The organism is Bellilinea sp., assembly GCF_053501535.1.
Genome location: NZ_JBRCOK010000003.1, coordinates 1 through 22,718, shown reverse-complemented (window position 1 = coordinate 22,718; position 22,718 = coordinate 1). Strand labels below are relative to the sequence as shown.

The following is a 22,718-nucleotide window of genomic DNA, read 5'->3' as shown; positions in this document are numbered from 1 at the left end:
TTCATCTCTCCTTGTTGATTGGTTTTTAGAACCTGCAGGTCGTTTATTTCACTTGCGGGAGTTCGGTTTTTTTTGCGGTGGGATGTTCTTTTGCAAGGCACGTCCCAGCCAGTTGCGGAACTCCTCAAGCCAGTTGATTATGGGGATACCATTGGGAAACTGTTTTTGAAACCGCCGATTGATCCGCGCAAATAAATTGCCAAACCACTGACTGATCCACTTTGCCATGGCGTTTGGTTCGCGGTCGGCAATTTTTTCCATACCTTCCCATGGGTCGAGATCGAACATTTTACGGAAAACATAATTGGCAATCAGTTTTACGGTGGCAGTTACCGGCGCGGCCAGCAATACCCCAATCAGGCCGAACAGATTGGCAAAAATCAATGCTGCAACCATGATTGCAGCCGGGTGAATATTCAAAGCGCTGCCCATCAAACGCGGGACTAAAAAATTATCCAGAATAAAATCAATCACAATGGCTGAACCCAAAACAATGATCACATACACCCATGGTTCAACGCCAAAGATGGTACTTCCCTGTAAATAGGAAACCAGGCCATAAGTAATCCATGTAACCCACGGTCCGATATAAGGGACAAAGCGGGCAAGCCCGGCCAGCAAGGCAAGGCCCACATAAAAACTCACCCCCAACCCACCCAAAAGAGGAATATAAACGAGCACGGTTATAAGAAAAATAATCATCTGCCCGCGTAAAAATGCGTTCCAGATGCGGTTCAATTCTCTGCCAAAGCGGGCAACATCTTCACTGTAACCCGGAATCTGTAAATTAATCAAGCGTTCTCGAACGCCACCCGAGTCATTGAGGATGAAGTAAGCAATTAAAACCGAAAAAAACAACCATCCAATGGTTGTTGCCGCGCTGGCGGCCAGTTTTCCAATGATTGTTGTCAGGTTTGAAAGAATTGGCTGCACCATTCCCAGCAGCTGACTTGCCAGACTGGGAAGGTCATACTGCGCCAGATCAATTTCGAAGATGCCAATTTCAATCGGGTGCGCGGTTAGATCGGCAATAATTTTCGGCAAATCACGGATGCGGGTATCCAAAAACCGTACCAGATTTTGCACCTGTTCAAAAAGCGCCAATCCGCTGACGGTCAGCAGGGATAACAACCCCAACAGCACCAGCACAAACACAATCAAAGCGGCCAACCGCCATGAGAGCCGTAATTTTTGGTGGAGAAAATTCGTTATTGGGTAGAGCAGGTAGGCCAGAATGAAGGCAACCAGCAACAGCCCGACAATCTGGCGGAAGCGGATTAATAAACCTGCCAGAATGGCAACCGTCGTCAGGGCTACCACCAGTTTGGTTGTGCCGCTCCAACGCGGGGAGGTTGAGGGTTGCAACGAGTCGTTCATTGACCAAAATCCATTATCAGGCTCTAAATCAATTGTACCAGAGCAAGCCATTAAATCTTCGCAAGGCCCTTCCCAACCATTCTGGAAAAGGCTGAAGAATTAAACACCTCTCTATCAGGGAGGACACGCACCCGGTATAAACAAATTGGTAATTGTATTGAATGGGGCAGTGCAATACAAATTCAAAGCATCAAAAATTGCAAATGCAAGGCACCCGCAGGCAAGCACCACCACAAGTATGATTAATACGATGACCAGTGGAGAAAGTTTCATCCTGGCAGGTTTGACGTTTTTCACCCCTGCGGCCGGTTGGGCGACCTGACCGCTGAAACCGCCCGGCATCTGCGGGGGGGAAGTCATCACCGGCTCATATGCCGGGGCAGGTTCAGCCTCTTCCTCCATCAACGAACTGCGGACGGCTGCTATGGTTGCATCCGGATCAAGCTCGCTCGCCTCAAACAGAAGGTGAGTATTCTCCCCTAAGGTGATCAGTTCCCCCGCCTGCAGAGCGTGGGCAGCCTGCAACCTCATACCGTTGACTGCCGTCCCGTTGGTTGATCCAAGATCCTCAATAAAATACCGCTCCCCCTGCCGGTAAATACGGGCATGTCGGCGCGAAACTTCGGGATCGTTGACGACCAGCATGTTGCTGGCATCTCTCCCAATGGAAATTAAATCCCCTTCCAAAGGGTAGGTAAGACCAGCATTCGGCCCAGATTTGAGTACCAGTTGATATCGGGCAGCCATCTTCTTATCTCCTTGGCGATTGAACTATCCATAGTGTAGCCCGATTGAGAAGGGATGTCAACAAAAAATCTCCATACCGTATTCCGGCAGGAGATAAAAAAACCCCCCGCCGTGCCGTGTGCTGCGTAGTTTTGAACCTGCATTCGCAGGTTTGGGATCCTCCACCGAGATCCGCCTTGACCGAAGTCTATCGCGTCACTCCAGTGATAGTGGAACCCTCTTTATTGGTGTTGGCTCAAAACCGGTCGTGCTGCATCACGAACACAGCAGGGTTAATCAACTTATACCACATTTTTTATTGGATGGGTAGGCGTTGGCAGTTCCACGCAAGGGTGAAATTTCTTAAAATTTGTGAAATTTGATGTTCGGGAAAGCCGATTAAGTGGGCGGTACATCCATTCAGACAATCACCGGCGCCAAAACCTGCCGCCGCTATAAAGGCAGACGGTTGATTCAAAAAGAATTGGCTCCAGCGGCACTCCAAACGTTCTTCTGCCGCCAAATAGACTATTTCCATAATTTCACCATGCGGACGCAGATAGTCGAAATGCCAGCGCGGTGAAGTATGGATTTTCAAGTGATGCTTCAATCGCCCGCGAATGCCCCCGCTGCCCAATGCCGAACCACAATACACATACATACCATCTGGAAATGAAAACGAACCCAACCTGCCAACGGACAGTTCAATCCACTGGTGTATTCGCAACACCAGAAGATAACTTCCACGAGCGGAAGGCAGATTCGCAAACATCAGGATTTCTTTACAAGATAATCGAATTGATGAGCTAAAAACATCAACTCACCCCTCTCGATTTGAGAACGGCGAGCCCTGAGCCAGTTTTCAAAAGCAATCAGATTGATTTGGGGGTATTTTGGAATGGTTTCCTCAAAAAAGTGCAGGATGAAATGCAAAAAATAAGCCTCATCTGCCGGGTAATGACGCGCCTGCGGAAAAACTACCCAATCCGATGACCCAATTTCCACAACTTCAAAATTGGCTCGTTTCAACGCATGAAAAAGACGCCGGCCGGTGCAGCTCCCACCTGTCGGCTTACCGTTCACAAGCCGCTCATCCATGCTTTGGTGATAATAGCGGATGATCTGCGCATCCAATTCTGCGTCAATCACCGGTTCAAAGGCTGTGGTTCCATCGAAGTTAATCGAAAAGTAACCCAGTCCATCTTGCCTCAAACATGACCTGATCATCGGCAGAACGCTTTCCAAATCCACCAGATCCAGCACAGCATTGGCAATCACCACATCGAAGTATTTCTGCCATTGTGGTTGCCGAAGGAAGTCGTATAAATCCGCTTTTATAAACCGGTAGGCAACCCCCTGGGTATCCTCATGGGTTTGGCGCTCCTCGATTGGATGAATATTCCAGCCGCCCGCATTCCCCCATTTTGGAATGATTTTACGGGCAGTCTCAATATTCTCGCCTTCTGCATCAATTCCCGTATATTCCGCATGGTTCAACAAACCCCATTCCAATGACCGCTGGAACATCGTTCCGATTCCCATACCCAATTCAAGCACCCTGACTTTTTCTTTCTGAGCTGTTTGATGAATTTCGTTTTTCAGCGCTTCCCACACCCGCCGATTGAGCGCCCGGTCATCCACCGATCTTTTAGAAGATAAATAGCGGGTAAAGGAGAATTCCATTATTCCGACCTTTCCTTTCAATGCAAAAAATGCCCGATGAGAAAGCGGCGTGCAGTTGCCATGCTCTCCTGCCAGGTGGGAAACTCCTCGTAACGTCTCCGCGCCGCCTTGCTGAGTGCCACCCTCAAATCCGCATCGCTTAATAATTCCAGTAGCACTTTCTTCAACGCAGCCGGTGATTCGGGTGGAACAAGAAAACCATTGACGCCTGACTGAATGATCTCACTTGCTGCGCCGGATTGTCCTGCTACGGGAATAACCCCAAACCGCTGCGCTTCCAAATACACAATGCCAAATCCTTCGTATTGGGAGGGCACGACCAAAATATCAGCGGACTGCCAAATTTTGACCAGTTCATCATCCGAAACCGCGCCGTAAATTCTTACGCGCTGACCCAGCCCGCCAGATTCGATCATTTGTCGAATTTTCTTCTCATAGGATGGTTGCAGGTTAGTTCTGCCCACCAGAGAGAGTTGCCAATGAAAGGATGTCAAATCTTGTAATGCCCTTAAGAGCGTATGCAGCCCTTTACGGGGAATCCAATTTCCCACAAAGATGAAGTGAAGATCATTATTTTGGCTATGCGCATTGAATTTGGTTTCTACTCCTTCCGCGCTTAACGCATCGCCGCCCGGTGTAGCAACCACAGCCGGCTTTTCCGCTTTCAGCAGGTTGCTCACCGATTGCAGCGTTGTCTGGCTGTTGCAAATAAACCCATCTACCGAATTCAGATAACGTCGTTCCACCTGCCGGTACAACCACCTCAAAACCCGCGGATGCTCTTCCATGCAGCGCAGATGATGTACGATGCTCACCAGCGCATAGGGTACATCCTTTCTCAATTGATGATTAAGGATAAACAAAGATGGATGATTGAGTTCATCCTGAAGCAAAACATCCACCCGCAAATCGCGCAGGCGCTCCCGCAGGGCAGGGTTTAAGTTGTGCATCCAGTGGCGCGGATAATTGCGCCATGGCAGGGAGATGATTTCCACATTATCTCCCTGGCTTTGAAGAAACGACACCAGTTTACGGTCATATAAATACCCTCCCGAAAGGGTATTCAAATCACCGTAGATGACCAGCCCCACTCTCACCTAACGCCCCACCTCATAGCCCGCCCAGGCAACTGCATTTTCCCACAATTTAACCGAAATCCGTTCAACCGGGCCAGCTAAAAACTGCTCTGCCAGCGATTCGCACAATAACCGCGCAAAATGCTCCAGAGAGGGGTTCACACCCGCAAATTCCGGCAAATCATTCAGCGTGTGGTCGCGAAAATAACCAATCAGACGGTCAAGCGTATCCTCAATGGCAACAATATCCACCAGATACTGATGCTGATCCAATTGTCTGCCGCTTAATTCCAGTTCAAGACGGTATGGGTGGGAATGCAGCTGGTTTTCTGCACCCCAATCTCCGCCGATCAGATAATGCTGGGCAATGAATTCACGCTGAACGCCGACCCGGTACATGGTAAAACTCCTTTTACAAAAATTGGCATAAGCCCAAAACAGGGTTTAAATCTACTATAATCTTAACATGAACTCAGCGGATTATGACGCCAGTGAACAGGCTTTGGTTGAAATCAACATCGAAGACATGTTGGTCTCGTTTGGCATTCAGAAATGGCGGTTCGGGCGCTGGCTGGCAAAGCGCTTGTTTGACTACCCTGCGCGTAAATTTGCGCGGCATGTTCTGGATTTCGACAGAGGCGTTGCCGAAAGCGGCTTGACCGGCGGCTCGCAGCGCATACTGCCCGAATACGTCCGATCACTGACCATAAGCGGGCAGGAAAACCTGCCTCAGAATGGAGCGGTGTTGATCCTTTCCAACCACCCCGGCATGGCAGATACCCTTGCCCTGTTTGCTGCCTTGCGCCGTCCGGATTTGCGTATACTGGCAGCAGAGCGTCCTTTCCTGAGGGCTTTGCCGGCTACGGCTGGTTATTTGTTCTTTGTCCCCGAGGCCGAGCAACACCGCGGCGAAGTCATCCGCCAAACCGCTGCTCATTTGCGTGCCGGCGGGGCAGTACTGACCTTTCCAGCAGGCAAAATTGAGCCTGACCCCAAAATCCTGCCGGGTGCGTTGGAATCACTGAACGAATGGTCCATCAGCACCGGTTTATTTGTTCGTCTAATTCCCGGCTTGCCGGTACTGCCCGTGCTGGTCAGCGGGGTTATCGCGGCTCCTTCCGTGCGCCATCCGCTCACCTTGCTGCGCCGCAGGGTTGAAGATCAACGCCGGCTGGCTGCCACACTGCAAATTCTCATGCGGGAGTTCTTCCCCACCCAATGGCCTGTGGATGTGCGCGTGGATATCTTACCGTTGATGGATACCCGTCCGCTGGCTGACTATCGCCGCCCGGAAGACATCACCCGTCAATTAATTGAACAAATCCGCCCGCTTTACGAACAGACGATTCGCAAGATTCAACAACGAGATTCTTCAGCCTCATACCCCACCCTTACGGCAACAGGACAAATTCAAAGATAACTGAATACAGCCTGCAGCACTTCATGCGGAGAATCCACCAGAAGATCAAATACCTGATTAGCCTCGGAAAGTGGAAAAAGGTGGCTGATCCAATTGCCCGGTTTGATTCTTTCCAGTTGTTCAAAAACCACCTCGAAGCGGCGCTGTTTATCCCAACGCCCACTCAAAGAGGGATCTATCCTGCTGACCTGACTGGAAAAAATACCGATACGGTTGCGGTGAAAATGACCGCCAAAGTCCACGGCGGCAATCTTCTTACCATACCAGGAACCAATCAGTATACGGCTGTAGAAACCACACACTTCAATCGCCTGGTTGATCGCATCAGGCACGCCGCTGAGTTCATAAACCAAATCCGCACCGCCGTGTGGCAAGCCAGCCGAAATGAAAGCCCGGCGAAGTGACCCAGGCTGTGAAAATTCAGCCGGGTTGAGCGCAATGTCAGCGCCAAGGCTGAGGGCAATCTGACGGCGCTGGGGAAAAAGGTCTGCTCCCCCCAAAAAACCGAGAGGAAACTGCCCTAACAAGGCGCAGGTCAGCAGTCCAACCATGCCCAGCCCAAATACAATCACAGCCTCACCCAAAATCGGTCTGCCATCTTGCAAAAAATTGACCGCTGTTTCCATATTGGGCAGGAAAACCGCATCTTCATCACGCAATGTGTCCGGTAAGGGAATTAAGGAACTCAACGGGACAGTGAAATGACTGGCATGGGGATAAAACGCAAACACCCGTTTCCCCCTCCACGTGGGCTGAATGTTCTTCCCAATATCCACAATCTGACCGATACAGCAATATCCATAACGAAAAGGGTACTTGAATTCTCCAGCCAGGGCGGGCAAATTCTCATCCAAAGCAAGTTGATCGGGAAATAAACCCTGATAGATCATAGCCTCGGTACCCGCGCTGATGCCGCTAAAGCGTGTTTGAATCAGCACCTCATCCTCCGCAGGTGGAGGACACTCTTCCTCAATAATCTCGATTTTACGAACACCCCGATGAACCAGTACCTGCCGCTTCATTTAGCGCTCCATCCATTCCAAAACGCCGAAAACAACCACATCCCTGCCAAATACAGTGTAACGGGCATTGGAAAGTGAAGGTAAATGATCCATTGCTCGCTGACGGCTGATGACATTCACCCCCCCCAGCCAGCGCGGAACAATGGTGATGACAGCCACATCCGCCAGCCTTTCAGTGAGGAAAGAGGTCAAAACCTTTGCTCCACCTTCCACCATGACCGATTCAATTCCACGTCGCCATAATTCTTCAAGCAAGGCTGGTAAGTCCAATCCGCGGTCTCCGCGCCGCGGTAATCGAATCAACTCGACGCCCTGTTTCAACAAGGAGCTCTGGCGGTTTTCTTCGGCTGTCTTTGCACAGGCTACCCAGGCTTTGTTTTGCTGGCGGCGCAGCAATTGACATTCCAGTGGGATGCGCAAACGCGAATCCAGCACAATCGGTTGCGGGTTCCTGCCGCTTACCAGACGCACGGTCAATTGTGGGTCATCTGAAAGTACGGTACCAATTCCTATCAGGATGCCATCATGATTGGCGCGCAAACAATGGGTGAGACGCTGGGATTGCGGCCCGCTTAAACCTACCGGCATACCGCGTCGGACAGTCAAACTTCCATCCAGTGACTGCGCATAACTCAGCGTAACCAGCGGTTTCCCTTTGCTTACGACATTGGTTTTATGCTGGTTCAGCCAATCAATAATTTGAAGTTCATTCTCCTCAATGTTTTCCATTACGGTTCGATTCAGAATGGACGAACTGGAGGACTTCAACATCCAGCAGGTGATTCATGCGTTTGATTTTGGTCATCAAGTAAGCTGCATTGTCCGGATATATGGTGGGGATAAGCGGGATTCGCTCAACCACATGAATGCCGTGGCTCTCCAGATTGGCAATTTTGTCCGGATTATTGGTCAAAAGCCGCACCGAACGCACACCCAAATCCTTCAAAATAGCCGCTGCCATACTGTATTCGCGTTGATCTTCCGGATGCCCCAGTGCTAGATTGGCATCCACCGTATCCAACCCCTGATCTTGCAGGTTGTAAGCGCGCAGCTTTTCCATCAAACCAATTCCGCGCCCTTCCTGCCGCAAATAAACGATCACGCCGCAATCTTCCAATGCGATATACTCCATGGCATGATGGAGCTGCTCACCGCAGTCACAGCGTCGCGATCCCAACACATCCCCCGTAAAACATTCTGAATGAATGCGAACGGGCACATTTTCGCGTCCGAACACATCCCCGCGAATCAGTGCCAGATGTTCCTTATCGTCCCGGTTATTGGTGTAAAGGCACAGCTGGAATTCTCCGACTGCGGTAGGTACTCGAGCGCACACAATTTGATTTAAGATTAAGGGTTCTTCCATGACAACACCTCGGCAAGTAAAGTGATTGACGGCTACCGCTTCACCTGCGGCGATAATCCAACCACACGCTGATCAAAAGGGCTATCTCAATGGCTTTGGTCAAATACCCAAGCGTAGATCGCTCACCAATGGCAACCCATAAAAGAATGGTTACGAGGGTATAGCCCACATACGCCCAGGCAACCCATTTTCTCCGCTGCACGAATAACGGAATTGGCAAAAAGTAAGCAGCTGCCAGAGAAAGGAAACCCAGACCATTCAGGATAAAGACCACATCTGGAAACAGCAAGGAAATGTGAATTCCCGCGGTTGCAGCCGTCAATAAAATAATTAAACCTCCAAGCCAGTCAATTCCAGCACGTTTTTTCATAGCAGCTACTCCATTTCCCGAAGTCAGACTTCCTTTTGAAGCGAGCCAAGCGGGCGAGCCAGAGTCCAGCCGCCCAGCCCCAAACCCGCTAAACCAATCAGCACATCCCGCGCGCGCATCCACAAACTCAATGCCAATCCCGACGCTGCGGGCAGCCCCATTGCCTGCATGGCAAAGACCTGACTGGCTTCCAAAACCCCTAAGCCGCCCGGCATTGGCGCCAGGAAGGCGAGCCGCGAAAGCACAAACGCAAAGATGATTTGCGCATCGCTGATTTGCATTCCCAGAAACCGAACAGCGATAAAATACTCAAAAATCATCCCCGCCCACGAGAGAAAAGAAACCAAAATTGCCAGCAGCAAGCTCTTTGGATTTCTTTCCAGCAAAGCCGCAATTTGGTATTCAGCCTCAGCCGCCAGATTGCCCAGCTTTCTAATCCATGTGCGCATTGACTGGAGCGACCCACTCTTTTCTGCCAGCCATTGAAGAGGGTAATGTTTTGTTCTCAACGCAACCAGATGAGCCGCAGGAATCAACCCAAGCCCAAGAACGGGTATCCAGTCATTGCGATTGAGGACAGCATGCCCAAAATCTGTACTCAAAGCAAAGAACATTCCCCCCACAATTACCAGCAAATTAACCAGCAATTCCAATAATTTATCCAGATAGACACTCGAAACCGCGCTGACCGTTTGTACAGCATGATTGCGGGTCAAGAGAGCCACCTGTGCCGGCTCGCCACCGAATTGCGGTCCGGGTGTAAAATAACTGACCCCGAAACTGGTCAGCCGATAACTCAAGACCCTGTTCAAAGGGATTTTTTCTCCCATAGCGTGCAAAATGATTTGCCAACGGAATGAAATCACCAGCAAAATCAAGAGATTGACGCCCGCCAAAACCAGAATTTGGGCGAGGTGAAGGTTGCCAAGCAGGCGGTAAATTTCTTTTAAAGGGGTTGTTTTGAGCGACCACACGAATAATGGAATCGCTGCCAGCCACAGCAACCAGATCCACTTAAAACTGAAACGTTTCGATTTCATCAACTCTATTGTACCAACTCGACCGGGTTTGTAAAGTTTTTGTACGGTTTATTTAAAAGGGGCTGTCTGGAAAGAACGATCAGGTAGCCCGATGGGTATGGAAAAAGAGGTCAAATAGACCCGTTTTGACCAGCAAAAAAAGAGGCTGTCCCCTTACTTTTTGGACAGCCCCTTTGCAACGCTTCTACTTTCCTATTCAACCCTTTTCAAGGAAATGCGAACTTCCTGTCCATCAAAGTTATCCTGTGTAGTGGGCAGATTTTCGTTTGGCTGTGAATTGACCATCTCAACACACAAAGTTTCGGCTTGAATGTAATTGGAAAATTCCTCCACAGCCTCGGTCAGCAAGGGTGTGGCAGTGTAATACAAGCGGATGCGGTCTGAAATATCCAGATCAGCCTGTTTACGTAAATCTTGAACCCGGCGCACAAACTCCCTTGCCAGGCCTTCCTTGACCAATTCCGGCGTTAAGTCTGTAACCAATGCGGCCAGATAAGCCCCCTCGCTGGCAACTGCAAAGCCCTCGCGTGCCGTTGCCCGAACTTCCACCTCTTCCGGTAAAATGGTGAAAGTTTCTCCATCAACCTCTACATCAAGCGACTGGCCGGTAAGCAATTTTTTAGCAGCAGATTCGGCATCCATTTCCAGTAATGCCTTGCGGATTGCCGGGAATTTACTACCGTACTTTTGCCCTAATTGCTTTGGCAGCGGGTTGAGTGAGTAGGCTACCGCCTCAGCAGTGGTATCCAACACGCGCACTTTTTTGACATTCAATTCATCTTCCAGCAAATCAGCGTACGTTTCAACTACTCGCATTTCTTCAGCCGTTCCAACCGAAAAAGCTGCTTCCGCCAAAGGCTGGCGCACCTTACGATTAGCCTTGTTGCGTGCTGCATGGCCCACCGATGCCAGTTTCATCACCAATGCCATTTCGCGGTTTAACCGTTCATCAATCACAAGCGGGTCATACTCCGGCCAGCGTGCCAGATGCACCGATTCCGGCGTTGTTTCGTCCACGCTCCGCACCAGATTTTGATACAACTCTTCTGCCATGAAGGGCATGGTAGGGGCAAGCAGCTTAGAAATGGTCACCAGCGCTTCGTATAACGTGGCATAGGCTGCCCGTTTATCCTCATCCGATTCACTCTTCCAAAACCGCCGCCGCGAACGCCGCAAATACCAGTTGGATAATTGATCCACAAAGGTTTCAATGGGACGGGTAGCCCCCAAAACATCGTAATTTTCCATTGCCGCGGTCACATCCCGTACCAGCGTATGCAGGCTGGAGCGCAGCCAGCGGTCCAAATCACTGTACTGCGGCACAACCGAAGCATCCGGTTTCCAGCCATCCAGATTGGCGTAAGTCACAAAGAAAGAGTAGGTATTCCAAAGCGTCAACGTAAAGTTGCGTACCACTTCCGAAACCAGCTCAGAAGAATATCGCCGCTCTTGCCCGGGCGGGCTGGCCGTGTAGAGATACCAGCGCATGGCATCGGCACCATGTTTGTTCAATACATCCCACGGGTCAGCCACGTTGCCGCGCGATTTGGACATCTTCTCGCCCTTGCCGTCCAGAATCAAACCAAGGCAGATCACATTTTTGAAACTAACCTGATCGTTGAGCAGTGTGCTGATAGCGTGCAATGAGTAAAACCATCCACGGGTTTGATCCACCGCCTCACAAATGTAATCAGCCGGGTATTGTCGGGCAAAAATCTCCTGATTCTCAAAGGGGTAATGCCATTGAGCATAAGGCATTGAACCCGAGTCAAACCACACGTCAATCAACTCCGGAACGCGCCGCATTTTACCACCACACTGCGGACATGAGTAGAAAACTTCATCCACATGAGGGCGGTGCAAATCCAATCCGGAGAGGTCGCGCCCCGTTTTTTGACTCAACTCAGACACCGATCCGATGCACTCCTGATGCTTGCACTGCTCACATTCCCAGACTGGCAAGGGAGTGCCCCAGTACCGCTCACGTCCCAGCGCCCAATCAATGTTATTTGCCAGCCAGTTGCCAAACCGGCCGCTTTTTATGTGCCCCGGATACCAGTTAATCTGTTCATTCAATTCAACCATTCGTTCCTTGAACTGGCTGGTGCGAATGTACCACGTAGGCCGGGCATAGTACAGCAACGGCGTATCACAGCGCCAGCAGAAGGGGTAAGTGTGGGTATACGTACCCGAACGGAAGAGGAGCCCACGCTGCCGCAGGTCTTCGGTGATCAGAGGATCCGCATCCTTGACGAATACGCCCGCCCATGGGCGCACATCTGAGATAAAAGTACCATCCGGAGCAACCGTCATCAGGATCGGCAGGTCAAATTCCAGCGCCGCGCTCATATCTTCGGCGCCGAACGCCGGTGCCATGTGAACCAGACCCGTTCCATCCTCAGTCGTCACGAAGTCACCCAGCACCACATAATGAGCCGGTTTATCCGGCGGCACAAAAGTAAACAAGGGTTGATAACGCTTGCCTCTTAAGCTTTTACCCTTCATCTTCTTTACAAGACGATATGGTTGACCATCAAAAACTTTTTCCAGCAAGGCTTCGGCCAGGATTAATTTCTCACTTCCACCTTCTTCCAAATCTCTTTCGATCACTACATAGGTTTCCTCTGGATGTGCGGCTACCGCCACGTTCGCAGGTAATGTCCATGGTGTTGTCGTCCATACCAGCAGCGATGTATCAGGCTCATCAACCAGTGGCAGCCGTATAAATACCGATGGATCCGTTGCTTCATCATACCCCTGAGCAACTTCGTGATCGGAAAGGGGTGTACCGCAGCGCGGGCAATAGGGTACGACCTTGAACCCCTGATACAGCAATCCCTTTTCCCAAAAGTTCTTCAAGATCCACCACACCGACTCAATATAATCATTGGTATAGGTGATGTAAGCCGTTTCCAAATCTACCCAAAAGGCAATCCTGTCGGTCAGTTTCTCCCATTCCTGAATATAGGAGAAAGCCGATTCCCGACAAAGTTCATTGAAACGGGCAATCCCGAAATCTTCAATTTGCTGTTTATTGGTAAAACCGAGTTTCTTCTCTACTTCAATTTCCACCGGCAGGCCGTGGGTATCCCAACCGCCGCGTCGGTTGACATGAAAGCCCTGCATCGTTTTATAGCGGGGAAAGACATCCTTAAAGGCACGCGCAAGCACATGATGAACGCCCGGTTTACCATTCGCCGTTGGTGGGCCTTCATAAAACACGTATTCCGGGCAGCCTTCCCGCTGTTCCAGTGATTTACGGAAAATCTGATTCTTTTTCCAGAATCGTAGCACACCCTCTTCCATCAGCACGATATTGAGTTTTGGAGAAACCGGTCGAAACATGCTCACTCCTCAAATACTTGAATTTAAGACATAAACCCTCTGTCCACACAGGGACGAGAGGGGTTTTCTCGCGGTACCACCCTGTTTCCTGCCTAAAAAGCAGGCTCTCTGCCGAATACGCCTTTTTCAGGATATATTCGCGCCCATGCTAACGGCTGGCGAAGCCGGCGCCCCTACTGACAGGCGAACCTGTGTTCAGTTTGCAGCTCCGGAAGGATTTTCAGTCTGTCGCTGTGCACCCGGCTCACACCCGCCCGGGTTCGCTGTGGCTGCGCACAAACTTACTCGTTTCCATCATCGCTTTTACAAGTTGGCAAAATTATGCCATGAAATTGAACGAATGGCAAGTGCTCTTCAGCCCACAATTTTAGGGTAAGCGGTAGCGGTACAGTCTGAAATCCAGAATATCCGCCTCAGGTTCGAGCCGCCCCTCCAGCAGCTGGTAATACGGGGCAGAATCCTCGATCATACCCGGGTTACCAAATACATAATCTAAGCCCATTTGATCCAGATAATCCCGACCTCGCCCACTCTTGAGGTGCTGAAAATAATCAAAACTGTTGATCAAACCATCCAGATTGACAATGGTGCGCCCGCGAATAAAATAAGCCGTTGTACCGCCACCCGGCATTCCAATTCTGACCCCTGCAGGGGTATGTTGTTGCAACCGTTCCACTTCTTCAAGGTAATAAGCTGTTTTATCATCTTTTTGTAAAGCAAAGGAACTCAAGAGATAGGTACTCCCCCAAAGCCCCACAGCCACCATCACTACAGTGCTGAAAGCAGGCAAACGGACTGATTTGTTTTCCGTCGCAGAAACCAATGAATTCCAACCATCCAGTGAAAAGGAATACAAAAGTACACCGAGAATTAAATGATTGACCCAATACCATGGGCGATGATTAACGTAATAACTACCGGTGTAATATAAGATTTGAAGCAGACAAGCAGTCAACAATGGAAAAATCATTAAAGTCTGCGCATCGATACCACGCTTCTTTATCCTTAGCCACAGACCCGCCAGCAGCAAGGCCAACCAGCCGAGCATTAAACCGTTTTTCAACCACACGCTCGTGGTTTGTCCTTCCAGTCCGCCCAATAATGTATCCAAAATAACGGACACCGGCAGGAAGAGCAACCACCAAGGACTTTGACCACTATTTTCAAAAAATCCAAATAAGGCAGGCATGGAATTTACCGGTTTTCCATATACCACATCGGGAATCGTGCCCCACCAGTGTTTGATTTGACCACTGACCGGTGTGGGAGTGCCAAACCAGTACAGGTTAAGCAGCAGGTAAAAAATCAGCAAAATCACAACGGGCAGAGCATAGCCGGCTCCACGCCTGAACCAATCACAAAAATTTCGAGAAAATTCACGCAAAGGTGAGGTTTCATCGCCCTTATCCTTTTCCACCAGTCGAACCGCTAACCAACGGACGGGTAAGAATAATAAAACACTGAAGAAGACATCCAGCAAAACAACCAGGCGAGGGTAGCTTCCAACCACCTCTACGGCATTCAATATCAACAAAATCACTCCGATCAATCCGGTAGAAGTGAAACTGACCATAACCACCCGAATCAATTCCTTGCGAATTCCATTCCACACAGGAATAAACATCCCTCCCGCAAAAGCAAAGAGGAGCTTAATTGGCACGCCAATCCCAACCATAGCATAGAGTGTGGATTGAAAGTCCGTCAAAAAGCGGGGGAACCCGATCCGGGTGAAAAATGCAAGGTAAATAGAAATCAACCCAACAAGTAAATAGGCGAGCCAAAAAATGAATTTTCTCTGGGAGCGAAACACAAGAACTAAGCCAATTGTCAAAATCAAAAACACATTATCCAGCCGCGCAAACAAGGCAAAGCAAGCCATTACCCCCAAAATAAAGCGGTCACGCCACTTTTCGTCGGAAATGGGCTTTTCCAGCAGCAGGCTGGTTTGGTGAATGAGGACAATCACGCACAAAGCATTAAGCGCTGATTCCATCCCCAGTTGAGTTACCGAACGGTGGATGGGAGGAAAAAGCACCCAGAAAACCGCAGCCAGCTTCGCAAGGCTCGGATTTACAGAACGAGAAAGAAAGCGATACAGCAAAATTCCGGTTGCCAGCGAAATCAATACCGACAGGAAAACCACCAGCCGCAAAGGCACAAACAGGTCAAAGCGTGCCAGCGCAAAAAAGGGAATTAAAACCCCCATCCACAAGGGATGATAACCATTCGAGAGATTGAAACCATCCAGACTGGAGCCCCGTCCCTCGCTGATATTGCGCGCTACCTGAAAGTAATAAAAAGCATCATCGGTAGTAAACCACCTATCCAGCAGGTTGTTCATCGGTGCCAGGATAACCAGCAGATGAACGGCAATGACGATAACGGTAAAAATCGCCTCAAATCGGTTTAGCTTCATTGCAGGACAGGCAAAATGACTTACTGAATCACGCCATAAAATAATGGAAGCGGCTGAACAGGAGCAATACTCCAACTGAGCGCTGCCAGTAACCGCTCTTTAGCCTGCATCAGTTTTGAGCGGTCACTGGCATGGATGGTAAACAACAGATCCCCTTTGTGGACAAAGTCTCCGACTTTATGATAAACAACAAGTCCAACAGCATGATCAATTGGGTCGCCTTTCTTGGCCCTGCCGGCCCCTAAATCTACCGAGGTCTCCCCCACTTCACGCGCATTGATTGCAGACAGGTACCCTTCCTGACCGGCATACACCTCCTCGATAAAAGGAGCGACTGGCAGCTTCTCCGGATGATCCACCATACTGACATCCCCGCCCTGAGCCTGAACGAGAGTCCGGAATTTCTGCCATGCCCGTCCTTCACGCAAAGCCTCTTCTGCAAGGTCACGCCCTTCGCGTAAATCTTGAGCCTTTCCGCCAATCACCAGCATGTGGCTGGCAATTTCCATGCAGTGTTCGTAGAAATCTTCCGGGCCATTGCCATGCAGGGTATCTATCGCTTCACGCAATTCCAGCGCATTGCCCACCGCGTATCCCAGCGGTTGATTCATATCCGACAAGACCGCCACCGCCTTACGGCCTGAAAGACGGGCAATCGCTACCATTAACTCTGCCAGCTGACGAGCATCTTCCAGCGTTTCCATAAACGCACCTACCCCCACCTTTACGTCAAGCACAATGGCCTGTGCTCCCCCGGCAATTTTTTTACTCATGATTGAGGATGCAATTAAGGGAATCGATGGGACAGTACCGGTTACATCCCGCAAAGCATACAATTTACCATCCGCTGGAGCCAAATCTCCGGTTTGACCGGTCAGCACCAGCCCGTAGGTTCGCAAATGATGGATAAACTCCTCTTTGCTCAAATCGGTACGGAAGCCGCGAATCGACTCAATCTTGTCCAGCGTGCCGCCGCTGAAGCCCAGTCCGCGCCCGGACATTTTGCCAACCGGCAAACCGCACGCTGCCACCAGCGGTTCGACCACCAGGGTGGTTTTATCCCCCACCCCTCCGGTCGAGTGCTTGTCCACCGCTATGGGTACAACCTCCGACAAGTCCAGCACCTCCCCGGAATAGGCCATTGCCAGAGTCAAATCAGTGGTCTCCTGTTCCGTCATTCCATTCAACATGACCGCCATTGCCCAGGCTGCCACCTGATAATCCGGAATTTCTCCGCGGGTAAACCCTTGCACAAAAAACTCGATTTCCTCCCGGCTCAACACTTTCCGGTCACGTTTTTTGATGATAATGTCCACGGCTTTCATAAGATCTCCTCCGTCAGAAAAAGCGGATTTTTGGTCTTTCCATGCGGCGGTCTTTCCAGGTGGAAGTACCCTTCAAGGTCAGGTAAAATGACCGCACTGCAATCAGGGAATTAGAAAGAATGGTAAAGGGATAAAAAACAGCCAGAAAAACCGGGAATTTTAAGCGGGCATACACCAGAATCCAAATCAACAACGAAAGCCCCACAGCCAGCAAGGCTTTTTGGGTGGGGAAATAATCAACCCCAACGCCCGCTCCATTCAAAAGAAGTACAATCAGCGGTTCCCAATACACCAACGTCAACCATGTGAAAACAAAGCCGTACGAAACCAGATTATACCGAAATGCAGCAAAATAATTTTTACTAAAGCCTTCGATCACCTGCTTCAACGAATGATACATCCGACATTCTACCTGCGAAGTCCCATCAGCCAGCCACCAGCGAAAACCGTGCTGAACGGTTCTGCGACCCAGCGCCAGGTCATCCACTGCGTCATTGCGAACGGCTGCATGGCCGCCAATGGCAAAATAAGCGCGGCGGTCAAACAGCATAAACTGACCAATCGTGAAGGTCAGCCACTCCAATTGAACCTTGTTGGCAATACCTAACGGCAAAACCGTATAAACAGCCCAAAGAAAAAACGGTTGAATCAGCCGCTCCCCCCAGCTCTTGACAATCTCTTTGGGCACAACGCTCAATAAATTAACCGCTTCCTGCAATAGCGCATTAACCGCATATCTTAAGGCATGGGGGTGAAGGCGGGTATCCGCATCTAAAAAAAGGAGCAATTCACCTCTGCTCTGCTCAGCGAGTTGTTGACAGGCCCAGTGTTTTCCCAACCATCCGGCAGGCAGTGGTTTTCCCTCAATTAAAGCCAGACGGCTATCCTGTTGACAGTACTGGCGCACTATCTCTGCAGTGCGGTCGGTGGACTGGTCATCCAGCACCAATATCTCCAATATGGGATAATCCTGCTCCAACACCGTTTCAAGGCAGGCAGCAATGTTCGCTTCCTCGTTGCGCGCCGGAATAAGTACCGATACCGCCGGCTTTGTTCTTGCGGGAGGGTAATGCTCTATTTTGCGAAACCAAAACAGATTAAATACTGAAATTGTTAAAATAACAACCAGGTAACCCAGCAAACCATCTGCATGTGTGGAGATGAGGAACTGCCAGATCGTCACGATATCTCCATAAAGAAAACAGGCTTTTCAATATTCTGATTGAAAAGTCCTGTTTTTACCGAGATTTCAAGAATGATGCTTTTTGAGAAAGATCGTGACTTTACGGTTAGGTTCCTCGCCAACGCTTTCTGTGGTTACGTCCGGGTGATCGCGCAACTCAAGGTGAATCACACGCCGTTCGTTAGCTGGCATGGGTTCCAGTGTAATTTTCCTGCCAGTGTGCACAACCTGTTCGGCACTCCGGCGCGCCAACACTTTCAACTGACGTTCACGGCGCGCACGGTAACCCTGAACATCAATGATCAACGGCACCCACTTGCCGACCTCCTTACTTAAGATCAGACTGGTGATATACTGCAAGGCATTCAATGTTTCCGAACGGCGGCCAATTAGAATACTTAAATCTTCACCCTGCACCTCAACCATCACGGTCGGCTGATCGTTCTCATCCTCCGGAGGGAGCATGGTAGCTCTCAGGCGGGCTTTGAGGTGCATTTTTTGCAGCAGCTCTCCCGTAATTTGTTCGGCAGTCTGCAAAATAAACTTTTCTTGCGAATCTGCCTCCATAGGAGTTGATTGAGGTGTAGCCGAAGATGAGGTTCGCTTTTTTTCGATTTGCAGAGCTCGCTTTTGCTCATTTTCAAGGGTGGTGGAATTTTGAATTCCCTCTTTTTCTCTGATCCACAATCGAACACGCGCCTGCCGGCTGCCTAAACCGAGAAATCCACGGCTGCCGGCGTCCAGCACTTCTACTTCAACCTCTTCTTCCCGTAAACCCAGTTGAGTCAATCCTTTGGCAACCGCTTCTTCCACAGTTGGAGCAATGATTTCAAGGGTGGTTTTCTCGTGATTCATAGATTCCTCAAATCTTCCCTTTTCCAATACAACAGGGAGAATGATGCCTTATTTGGAATAGGATTTTTTCCCGCCGCTTCCCGCCGCGGCTGGCTGCTTGTTCAAAAATGGGAACACATTTCCCCAATTGACCTTGCCCAACATCGCATACTGGAGGATACCAATCAGATTCGAGGCGACGAAATACAACGCCAAACCAGAGGCCAGCGTATAGGCCAGATAGCCCATGAAAACCGGCATGTACAAATTCATCATATTCGACATCGCGGCCGTTTGATCTTTAGGGTTGGCTGAAGGAGTGGCAATCAACTTTCCCTGGACATAGGTCGTGATCACAACCACAACGACCAGCACCGGGATGCCAAAACTCAAACCTGGAATGAATAGCCGCTCTGGTTGACCCAAATCCATCCACAGGAAGCGTGAATTCAGCGGGATCAGCGATTCAACTTGCAACAGTCCGGGATAGATATGACGAATTAAGCGGAGCAAATCCAGTGGAGTGCTGGCCAGAGCAGAAATAATCGCCTGATACAAACCGAAAATAATCGGCAGCTGGATCAGGGTCGGCAGACAGGAAGCAAACGGATTGATGCCCAGTTCTTTGTAAAGCGCCATTTGTTCCTGCGCCAGTTTTTCGCGATCACCTTTGTACTTCTCCTGAATCTTGAGCCACTTCTCATTTTTTTGAAGTTCCTGCATCGCCTGCGCTCCCTTGATTTGACGAACCATCAAGGGATGGGTGATTACCCGAATCAGCAGCGTGAACAGGATGATCGCAATCCCAAAGTTCTGTCCTACAATATTGTAGATGAACAGCAGGGTATTGATAAACGGCGTGATAATCAAAGCGTCCCACATGTCTTTTACCTCACTTATTTTGGTGGAACAAACGTCCAGAGGTCTTGCCCATCCAGCGAGACCATTTTCAAAAATTCTTTTCCGCCGGCTATACCGACTGCCAGACGGTCACCGATAACTACCGGTCCAGTATACAATTTGCCTTCAAATGTTCGGCTCCACAATCGTTCTCCCTCCAGCGACATGGCAATCAGACTTCCATCTTCGGTTGGAAACACCACCCGACTATCCAGAACGGCTGCCTTACCGGTCACCGGCTGATCTACTTTTTGCGACCAGACTTCCGTTCCATCTGCGGCAGAAATGGCATATACCATTCCCTGTAAATCTCCCAAAAAAAGCCGACCATCTTTTAAGGCTGGCTGAGTCCACATCCCGCCTTCAAATTTTCGCTGCCAGCGGATCGAACCATCCCGCGTGTTGATCGCCATCAAATTGCGCGCCAGCGTGGTAAGATAAAGGGTACCTTCTTCTGCATCCAGGGCTGGGGAATAAATTACCGCACCCCCCACGTCCACCGACCAGAGCTTCTGACCATCCCGAATGTTGATTGCGTACACCTTGTGATCCATGGATGCCTGATAAACGGTTTCCCCATCACTGACCGGCTGCGCCCATAATGCCCGTCCGGTTTCAAATTTCCATAACAGTGAGCCATTTTTAGAAAGGGCATATAAAAAATGGTCGGCATTGGGAGCAAGGATTACATCTCCCACCACCAGCGGACTGGCAATCCAATCGGCCTGAGCCTGCGCAAAGAGCCACTTCTCCACACCCGTGTTGGGATCCAGGCTGTGTAAAACATTCTCGTAATCACCAACAAGCAGCTGGTCATCGGCGAGGACCGGCGCAGCAAAAAACATTTGTCTTCCGGCTTTTTCTGGAAAACGCCAGATCATACTGCCATCCGCAGCACGAACCGCGTAAACGTGCTGCATATAGGCAACATACACCGTATCACCGTTCGAGCTCACCCCCGGCCAGCTCGACCCGGAAAGGGGCGCACCACAGGATGCTAACAACACACCCCCCAAAAGAAACAACGCAATCAACAGGATTTTCGAATTTTTCATAGATCTTTTCGTGTAAGTATCCATTTGCTCAGGTAGACTTTACGGGACAGGATCATATCCGCCGGGGTTAAAAGGATTGCAGCGGAGCACCCGCCAAACTGCCATAAACAAACCCTTAATCGCACCGTGTTTGTAAATGGCTTGATAACCATAGTGCGAACAGGTTGGGTAAAAACGGCAAGTATTGGCCGGCAAAGCGGGAGAAACGAATTTCTGATACAGGCGGATCAAACCCAGCAATACCCAGCGGGGGGCCGTTTTGAAATTGAACGGCAAATCCCGTAAGCGGGGTTCGTGAGAATAATCATGTTCGATCATCGAATTCTTTTCTACTTTCCGGTAGCAAACCGGCCCGTTCCATCAGCCCAATCACCGCTTCCCTTAATTCCACAAAATCGGCGGTCAGTACGGGTTTGCGGGCAATCAACACCATGTCCCATCCGGCGGGCAATTTGGAAAGCATGGAATCTGCCACTGCGCGCAAACGCCGCTTTGCGCGGTTGCGCTGCACAGCGCTGCCCACTGCCTTGCTGGCGGTAATGCCAATTCGGATACCGCTGTTTTCATTGGGCAAGACGGTTAACACAAGGAACGGGTGCGTGAATACCCTGCCGGTTTGTCGCACCCGCTTGAAATCGCTCGTCCGTCTTAACCTGAATTTGCGCTTCACCCATGAACCCGTCCATTGAAAATCAATGAACGGCAGGCTGCGCCCAGAGGGCATCACCTGCAGAGAAAACACAGACTACCAGCGTACCTTTTTGACATGGCTGTTGGCAGTCACCGTCAGGCGGTAGCGGCCGCGCAGGCGGCGGCGTTTCAACACCTGCCGTCCATCAGCGGTTGCCATCCGCGCACGGAAGCCATGCACGCGAACACGGCGGCGAATTTTGGGTTGGTATGTCCGTTTGGGCATATCATTTTCCTTTCATCATTGGTTTTAGCCACTGTGTCCTGCGCAAATTGCCAAACTGATTTCGATATGCTTGGCGATTTCCGCAGTGCACAGGTGATAGCAGAATGTAGAAGCAAATTATACTCTATGCTTGAGCAGCGGTCAAACCCCATTCCCAGTCCGGCCATTCCCAGCCTTGTTCGGCGAAAGCATTTTGGCCAGCTGCCGGGCACCTACCGGATCTGCCACAGCCAGAACCTCGTCACCCGGTTCAAAAGTGGTGATGCCGCGCGGCACAATTACCTCGCCATGACGGATGATGGCAGCAATAACGCAGTGTTCGGGTAAATTGAGGTCCTTAATTGCAATCCCCAACGCCGGTGCATCAGCAGGGACTTTTTCCTCTACAAGGGAGTAATTTCCCCGCCGTAACTTGATCAGAGTCATCATGTCGCCCAGCGACATCTCTTCTTCGATGATGGACGCCATAATTTCAGCTTGATTGACCGCCACATCTACATGAAACTTGTGGTCAAACAGCCACGCATTACGTGGGTTATTGATGCGTGCAATGGTGCGGGGTACTTTGTAGCGGCTGCGCGCCATGAAACAGATTGCCAGATTGACCTCGTCCTCAGTTGTACAGGCTGCCAGCACATCCGCCTTTTCTGCGCCAGCCTTTTCC

23 protein-coding genes, 1 other RNA gene and 1 other annotated feature are annotated in these 22,718 nt (G+C 50.2%); of the genes, 1 reads left to right on the top strand and 23 read right to left on the bottom strand.

Annotated elements, in window-relative coordinates:
• Positions 1-48: 48 nt before the first annotated feature.
• The 7 genes from ACWIZX_RS00205 to ACWIZX_RS00175 all read right to left on the bottom strand — a co-directional run bounded on the left by ACWIZX_RS00205 (position 49) and on the right by ACWIZX_RS00175 (position 5,261).
• Positions 49-1,377: an AI-2E family transporter gene (locus ACWIZX_RS00205; protein ID WP_448334423.1), complete on the bottom strand. Its 1,329-nt coding sequence runs from the start codon at positions 1,375-1,377 to the stop codon at positions 49-51.
• 114 nt (positions 1,378-1,491) lie between these two features.
• Positions 1,492-2,124 (bottom strand): FHA domain-containing protein, encoded by a 633-nt coding sequence (locus tag ACWIZX_RS00200; RefSeq protein WP_322792367.1) that lies wholly within the window; start codon positions 2,122-2,124, stop codon positions 1,492-1,494.
• A gap of 99 nt (positions 2,125-2,223) precedes the next feature.
• Positions 2,224-2,400: non-coding RNA, 6S RNA (ssrS, locus tag ACWIZX_RS00195), on the bottom strand.
• Between the two features lie 19 nt (positions 2,401-2,419).
• Positions 2,420-2,875, bottom strand: a complete 456-nt coding sequence (locus ACWIZX_RS00190; RefSeq protein WP_448334422.1) for a GIY-YIG nuclease family protein — start codon at positions 2,873-2,875, stop codon at positions 2,420-2,422.
• A complete protein-coding gene (locus tag ACWIZX_RS00185; RefSeq protein ID WP_448334421.1) occupies positions 2,875-3,786 on the bottom strand; it encodes a class I SAM-dependent methyltransferase in 912 nt (303 codons plus the stop codon). Before ACWIZX_RS00185 ends, ACWIZX_RS00190 begins: the two co-directional genes overlap by 1 nt.
• A gap of 17 nt (positions 3,787-3,803) precedes the next feature.
• On the bottom strand, positions 3,804-4,883 hold the full coding sequence (locus ACWIZX_RS00180) for a glycosyltransferase family 4 protein (RefSeq protein WP_448334420.1): 1,080 nt from the start codon (positions 4,881-4,883) through the stop codon (positions 3,804-3,806).
• A complete protein-coding gene (locus ACWIZX_RS00175; RefSeq protein ID WP_322792371.1) occupies positions 4,884-5,261 on the bottom strand; it encodes a 6-pyruvoyl trahydropterin synthase family protein in 378 nt (125 codons plus the stop codon).
• A 67-nt stretch (positions 5,262-5,328) separates the two neighbouring features.
• Here ACWIZX_RS00175 and ACWIZX_RS00170 point away from each other — a divergent pair, with 67 nt between their 5' ends.
• Positions 5,329-6,282 (top strand): lysophospholipid acyltransferase family protein, encoded by a 954-nt coding sequence (locus ACWIZX_RS00170; protein WP_322792372.1) that lies wholly within the window; start codon positions 5,329-5,331, stop codon positions 6,280-6,282.
• Here the strand turns inward: ACWIZX_RS00170 and ACWIZX_RS00165 are convergent.
• The 16 genes from ACWIZX_RS00165 to ACWIZX_RS00090 all read right to left on the bottom strand — a co-directional run.
• Positions 6,273-7,304, bottom strand: coding sequence for a hypothetical protein (locus ACWIZX_RS00165; protein WP_448334419.1), 1,032 nt, complete (start codon positions 7,302-7,304; stop codon positions 6,273-6,275). The two genes, ACWIZX_RS00170 and ACWIZX_RS00165, sit on opposite strands and share 10 nt — an antisense overlap.
• The gene (locus ACWIZX_RS00160) at positions 7,305-8,033 is read right to left on the bottom strand and encodes a RibD family protein (protein ID WP_322792374.1); all 729 of its coding nucleotides are present in this window, start codon (positions 8,031-8,033) and stop codon (positions 7,305-7,307) included. It abuts the gene before it with no gap.
• The gene (gene ribA, locus ACWIZX_RS00155) at positions 8,020-8,670 is read right to left on the bottom strand and encodes a GTP cyclohydrolase II (RefSeq protein ID WP_322792375.1); all 651 of its coding nucleotides are present in this window, start codon (positions 8,668-8,670) and stop codon (positions 8,020-8,022) included. The genes ACWIZX_RS00160 and ribA overlap by 14 nt, the downstream gene beginning before the upstream one ends.
• Before the next feature lie 40 nt (positions 8,671-8,710).
• Positions 8,711-9,040 carry a hypothetical protein gene (locus ACWIZX_RS00150; RefSeq protein ID WP_322792376.1) on the bottom strand — a complete coding sequence of 110 codons (330 nt, stop codon included), beginning with the start codon at positions 9,038-9,040 and terminating at the stop codon, positions 8,711-8,713.
• Positions 9,041-9,063: 23 nt separating this feature from the next.
• Positions 9,064-10,080, bottom strand: a complete 1,017-nt coding sequence (locus ACWIZX_RS00145; RefSeq protein ID WP_322792377.1) for a lysylphosphatidylglycerol synthase transmembrane domain-containing protein — start codon at positions 10,078-10,080, stop codon at positions 9,064-9,066.
• A gap of 192 nt (positions 10,081-10,272) precedes the next feature.
• Positions 10,273-13,425: an isoleucine--tRNA ligase gene (gene ileS / locus ACWIZX_RS00140; RefSeq protein ID WP_322792378.1), complete on the bottom strand. Its 3,153-nt coding sequence runs from the start codon at positions 13,423-13,425 to the stop codon at positions 10,273-10,275.
• Between the two features lie 46 nt (positions 13,426-13,471).
• Positions 13,472-13,732: a binding site (T-box leader), on the bottom strand.
• A 60-nt stretch (positions 13,733-13,792) separates the two neighbouring features.
• The gene (locus ACWIZX_RS00135; protein ID WP_448334418.1) at positions 13,793-15,841 is read right to left on the bottom strand and encodes a glycosyltransferase family 39 protein; all 2,049 of its coding nucleotides are present in this window, start codon (positions 15,839-15,841) and stop codon (positions 13,793-13,795) included.
• A 20-nt stretch (positions 15,842-15,861) separates the two neighbouring features.
• Positions 15,862-17,166: a thymidine phosphorylase gene (locus ACWIZX_RS00130; protein WP_448334417.1), complete on the bottom strand. Its 1,305-nt coding sequence runs from the start codon at positions 17,164-17,166 to the stop codon at positions 15,862-15,864.
• Between the two features lie 13 nt (positions 17,167-17,179).
• Positions 17,180-18,349: a glycosyltransferase gene (locus ACWIZX_RS00125; RefSeq protein WP_448334416.1), complete on the bottom strand. Its 1,170-nt coding sequence runs from the start codon at positions 18,347-18,349 to the stop codon at positions 17,180-17,182.
• A 66-nt stretch (positions 18,350-18,415) separates the two neighbouring features.
• Entirely contained in the window at positions 18,416-19,204 is a 789-nt protein-coding gene (gene jag / locus ACWIZX_RS00120) for an RNA-binding cell elongation regulator Jag/EloR (RefSeq protein ID WP_322792382.1), read from the bottom strand.
• 48 nt (positions 19,205-19,252) lie between these two features.
• Positions 19,253-20,065 (bottom strand): YidC/Oxa1 family membrane protein insertase, encoded by an 813-nt coding sequence (locus ACWIZX_RS00115; RefSeq protein ID WP_448334415.1) that lies wholly within the window; start codon positions 20,063-20,065, stop codon positions 19,253-19,255.
• Positions 20,066-20,079: 14 nt separating this feature from the next.
• Positions 20,080-21,138 carry an outer membrane protein assembly factor BamB family protein gene (locus ACWIZX_RS00110; protein WP_322792384.1) on the bottom strand — a complete coding sequence of 353 codons (1,059 nt, stop codon included), beginning with the start codon at positions 21,136-21,138 and terminating at the stop codon, positions 20,080-20,082.
• Between the two features lie 39 nt (positions 21,139-21,177).
• A complete protein-coding gene (yidD, locus tag ACWIZX_RS00105) occupies positions 21,178-21,414 on the bottom strand; it encodes a membrane protein insertion efficiency factor YidD (RefSeq protein ID WP_322792390.1) in 237 nt (78 codons plus the stop codon).
• Positions 21,415-21,442: 28 nt separating this feature from the next.
• Positions 21,443-21,862 (bottom strand): ribonuclease P protein component, encoded by a 420-nt coding sequence (gene rnpA / locus ACWIZX_RS00100; protein WP_448334414.1) that lies wholly within the window; start codon positions 21,860-21,862, stop codon positions 21,443-21,445.
• Between the two features lie 21 nt (positions 21,863-21,883).
• Positions 21,884-22,054, bottom strand: coding sequence for a 50S ribosomal protein L34 (rpmH, locus tag ACWIZX_RS00095; RefSeq protein ID WP_061918065.1), 171 nt, complete (start codon positions 22,052-22,054; stop codon positions 21,884-21,886).
• 141 nt (positions 22,055-22,195) lie between these two features.
• On the bottom strand, positions 22,196-22,718 hold a 523-nt coding region (locus tag ACWIZX_RS00090; protein WP_448334413.1), incomplete at its 5' end, for a potassium channel family protein.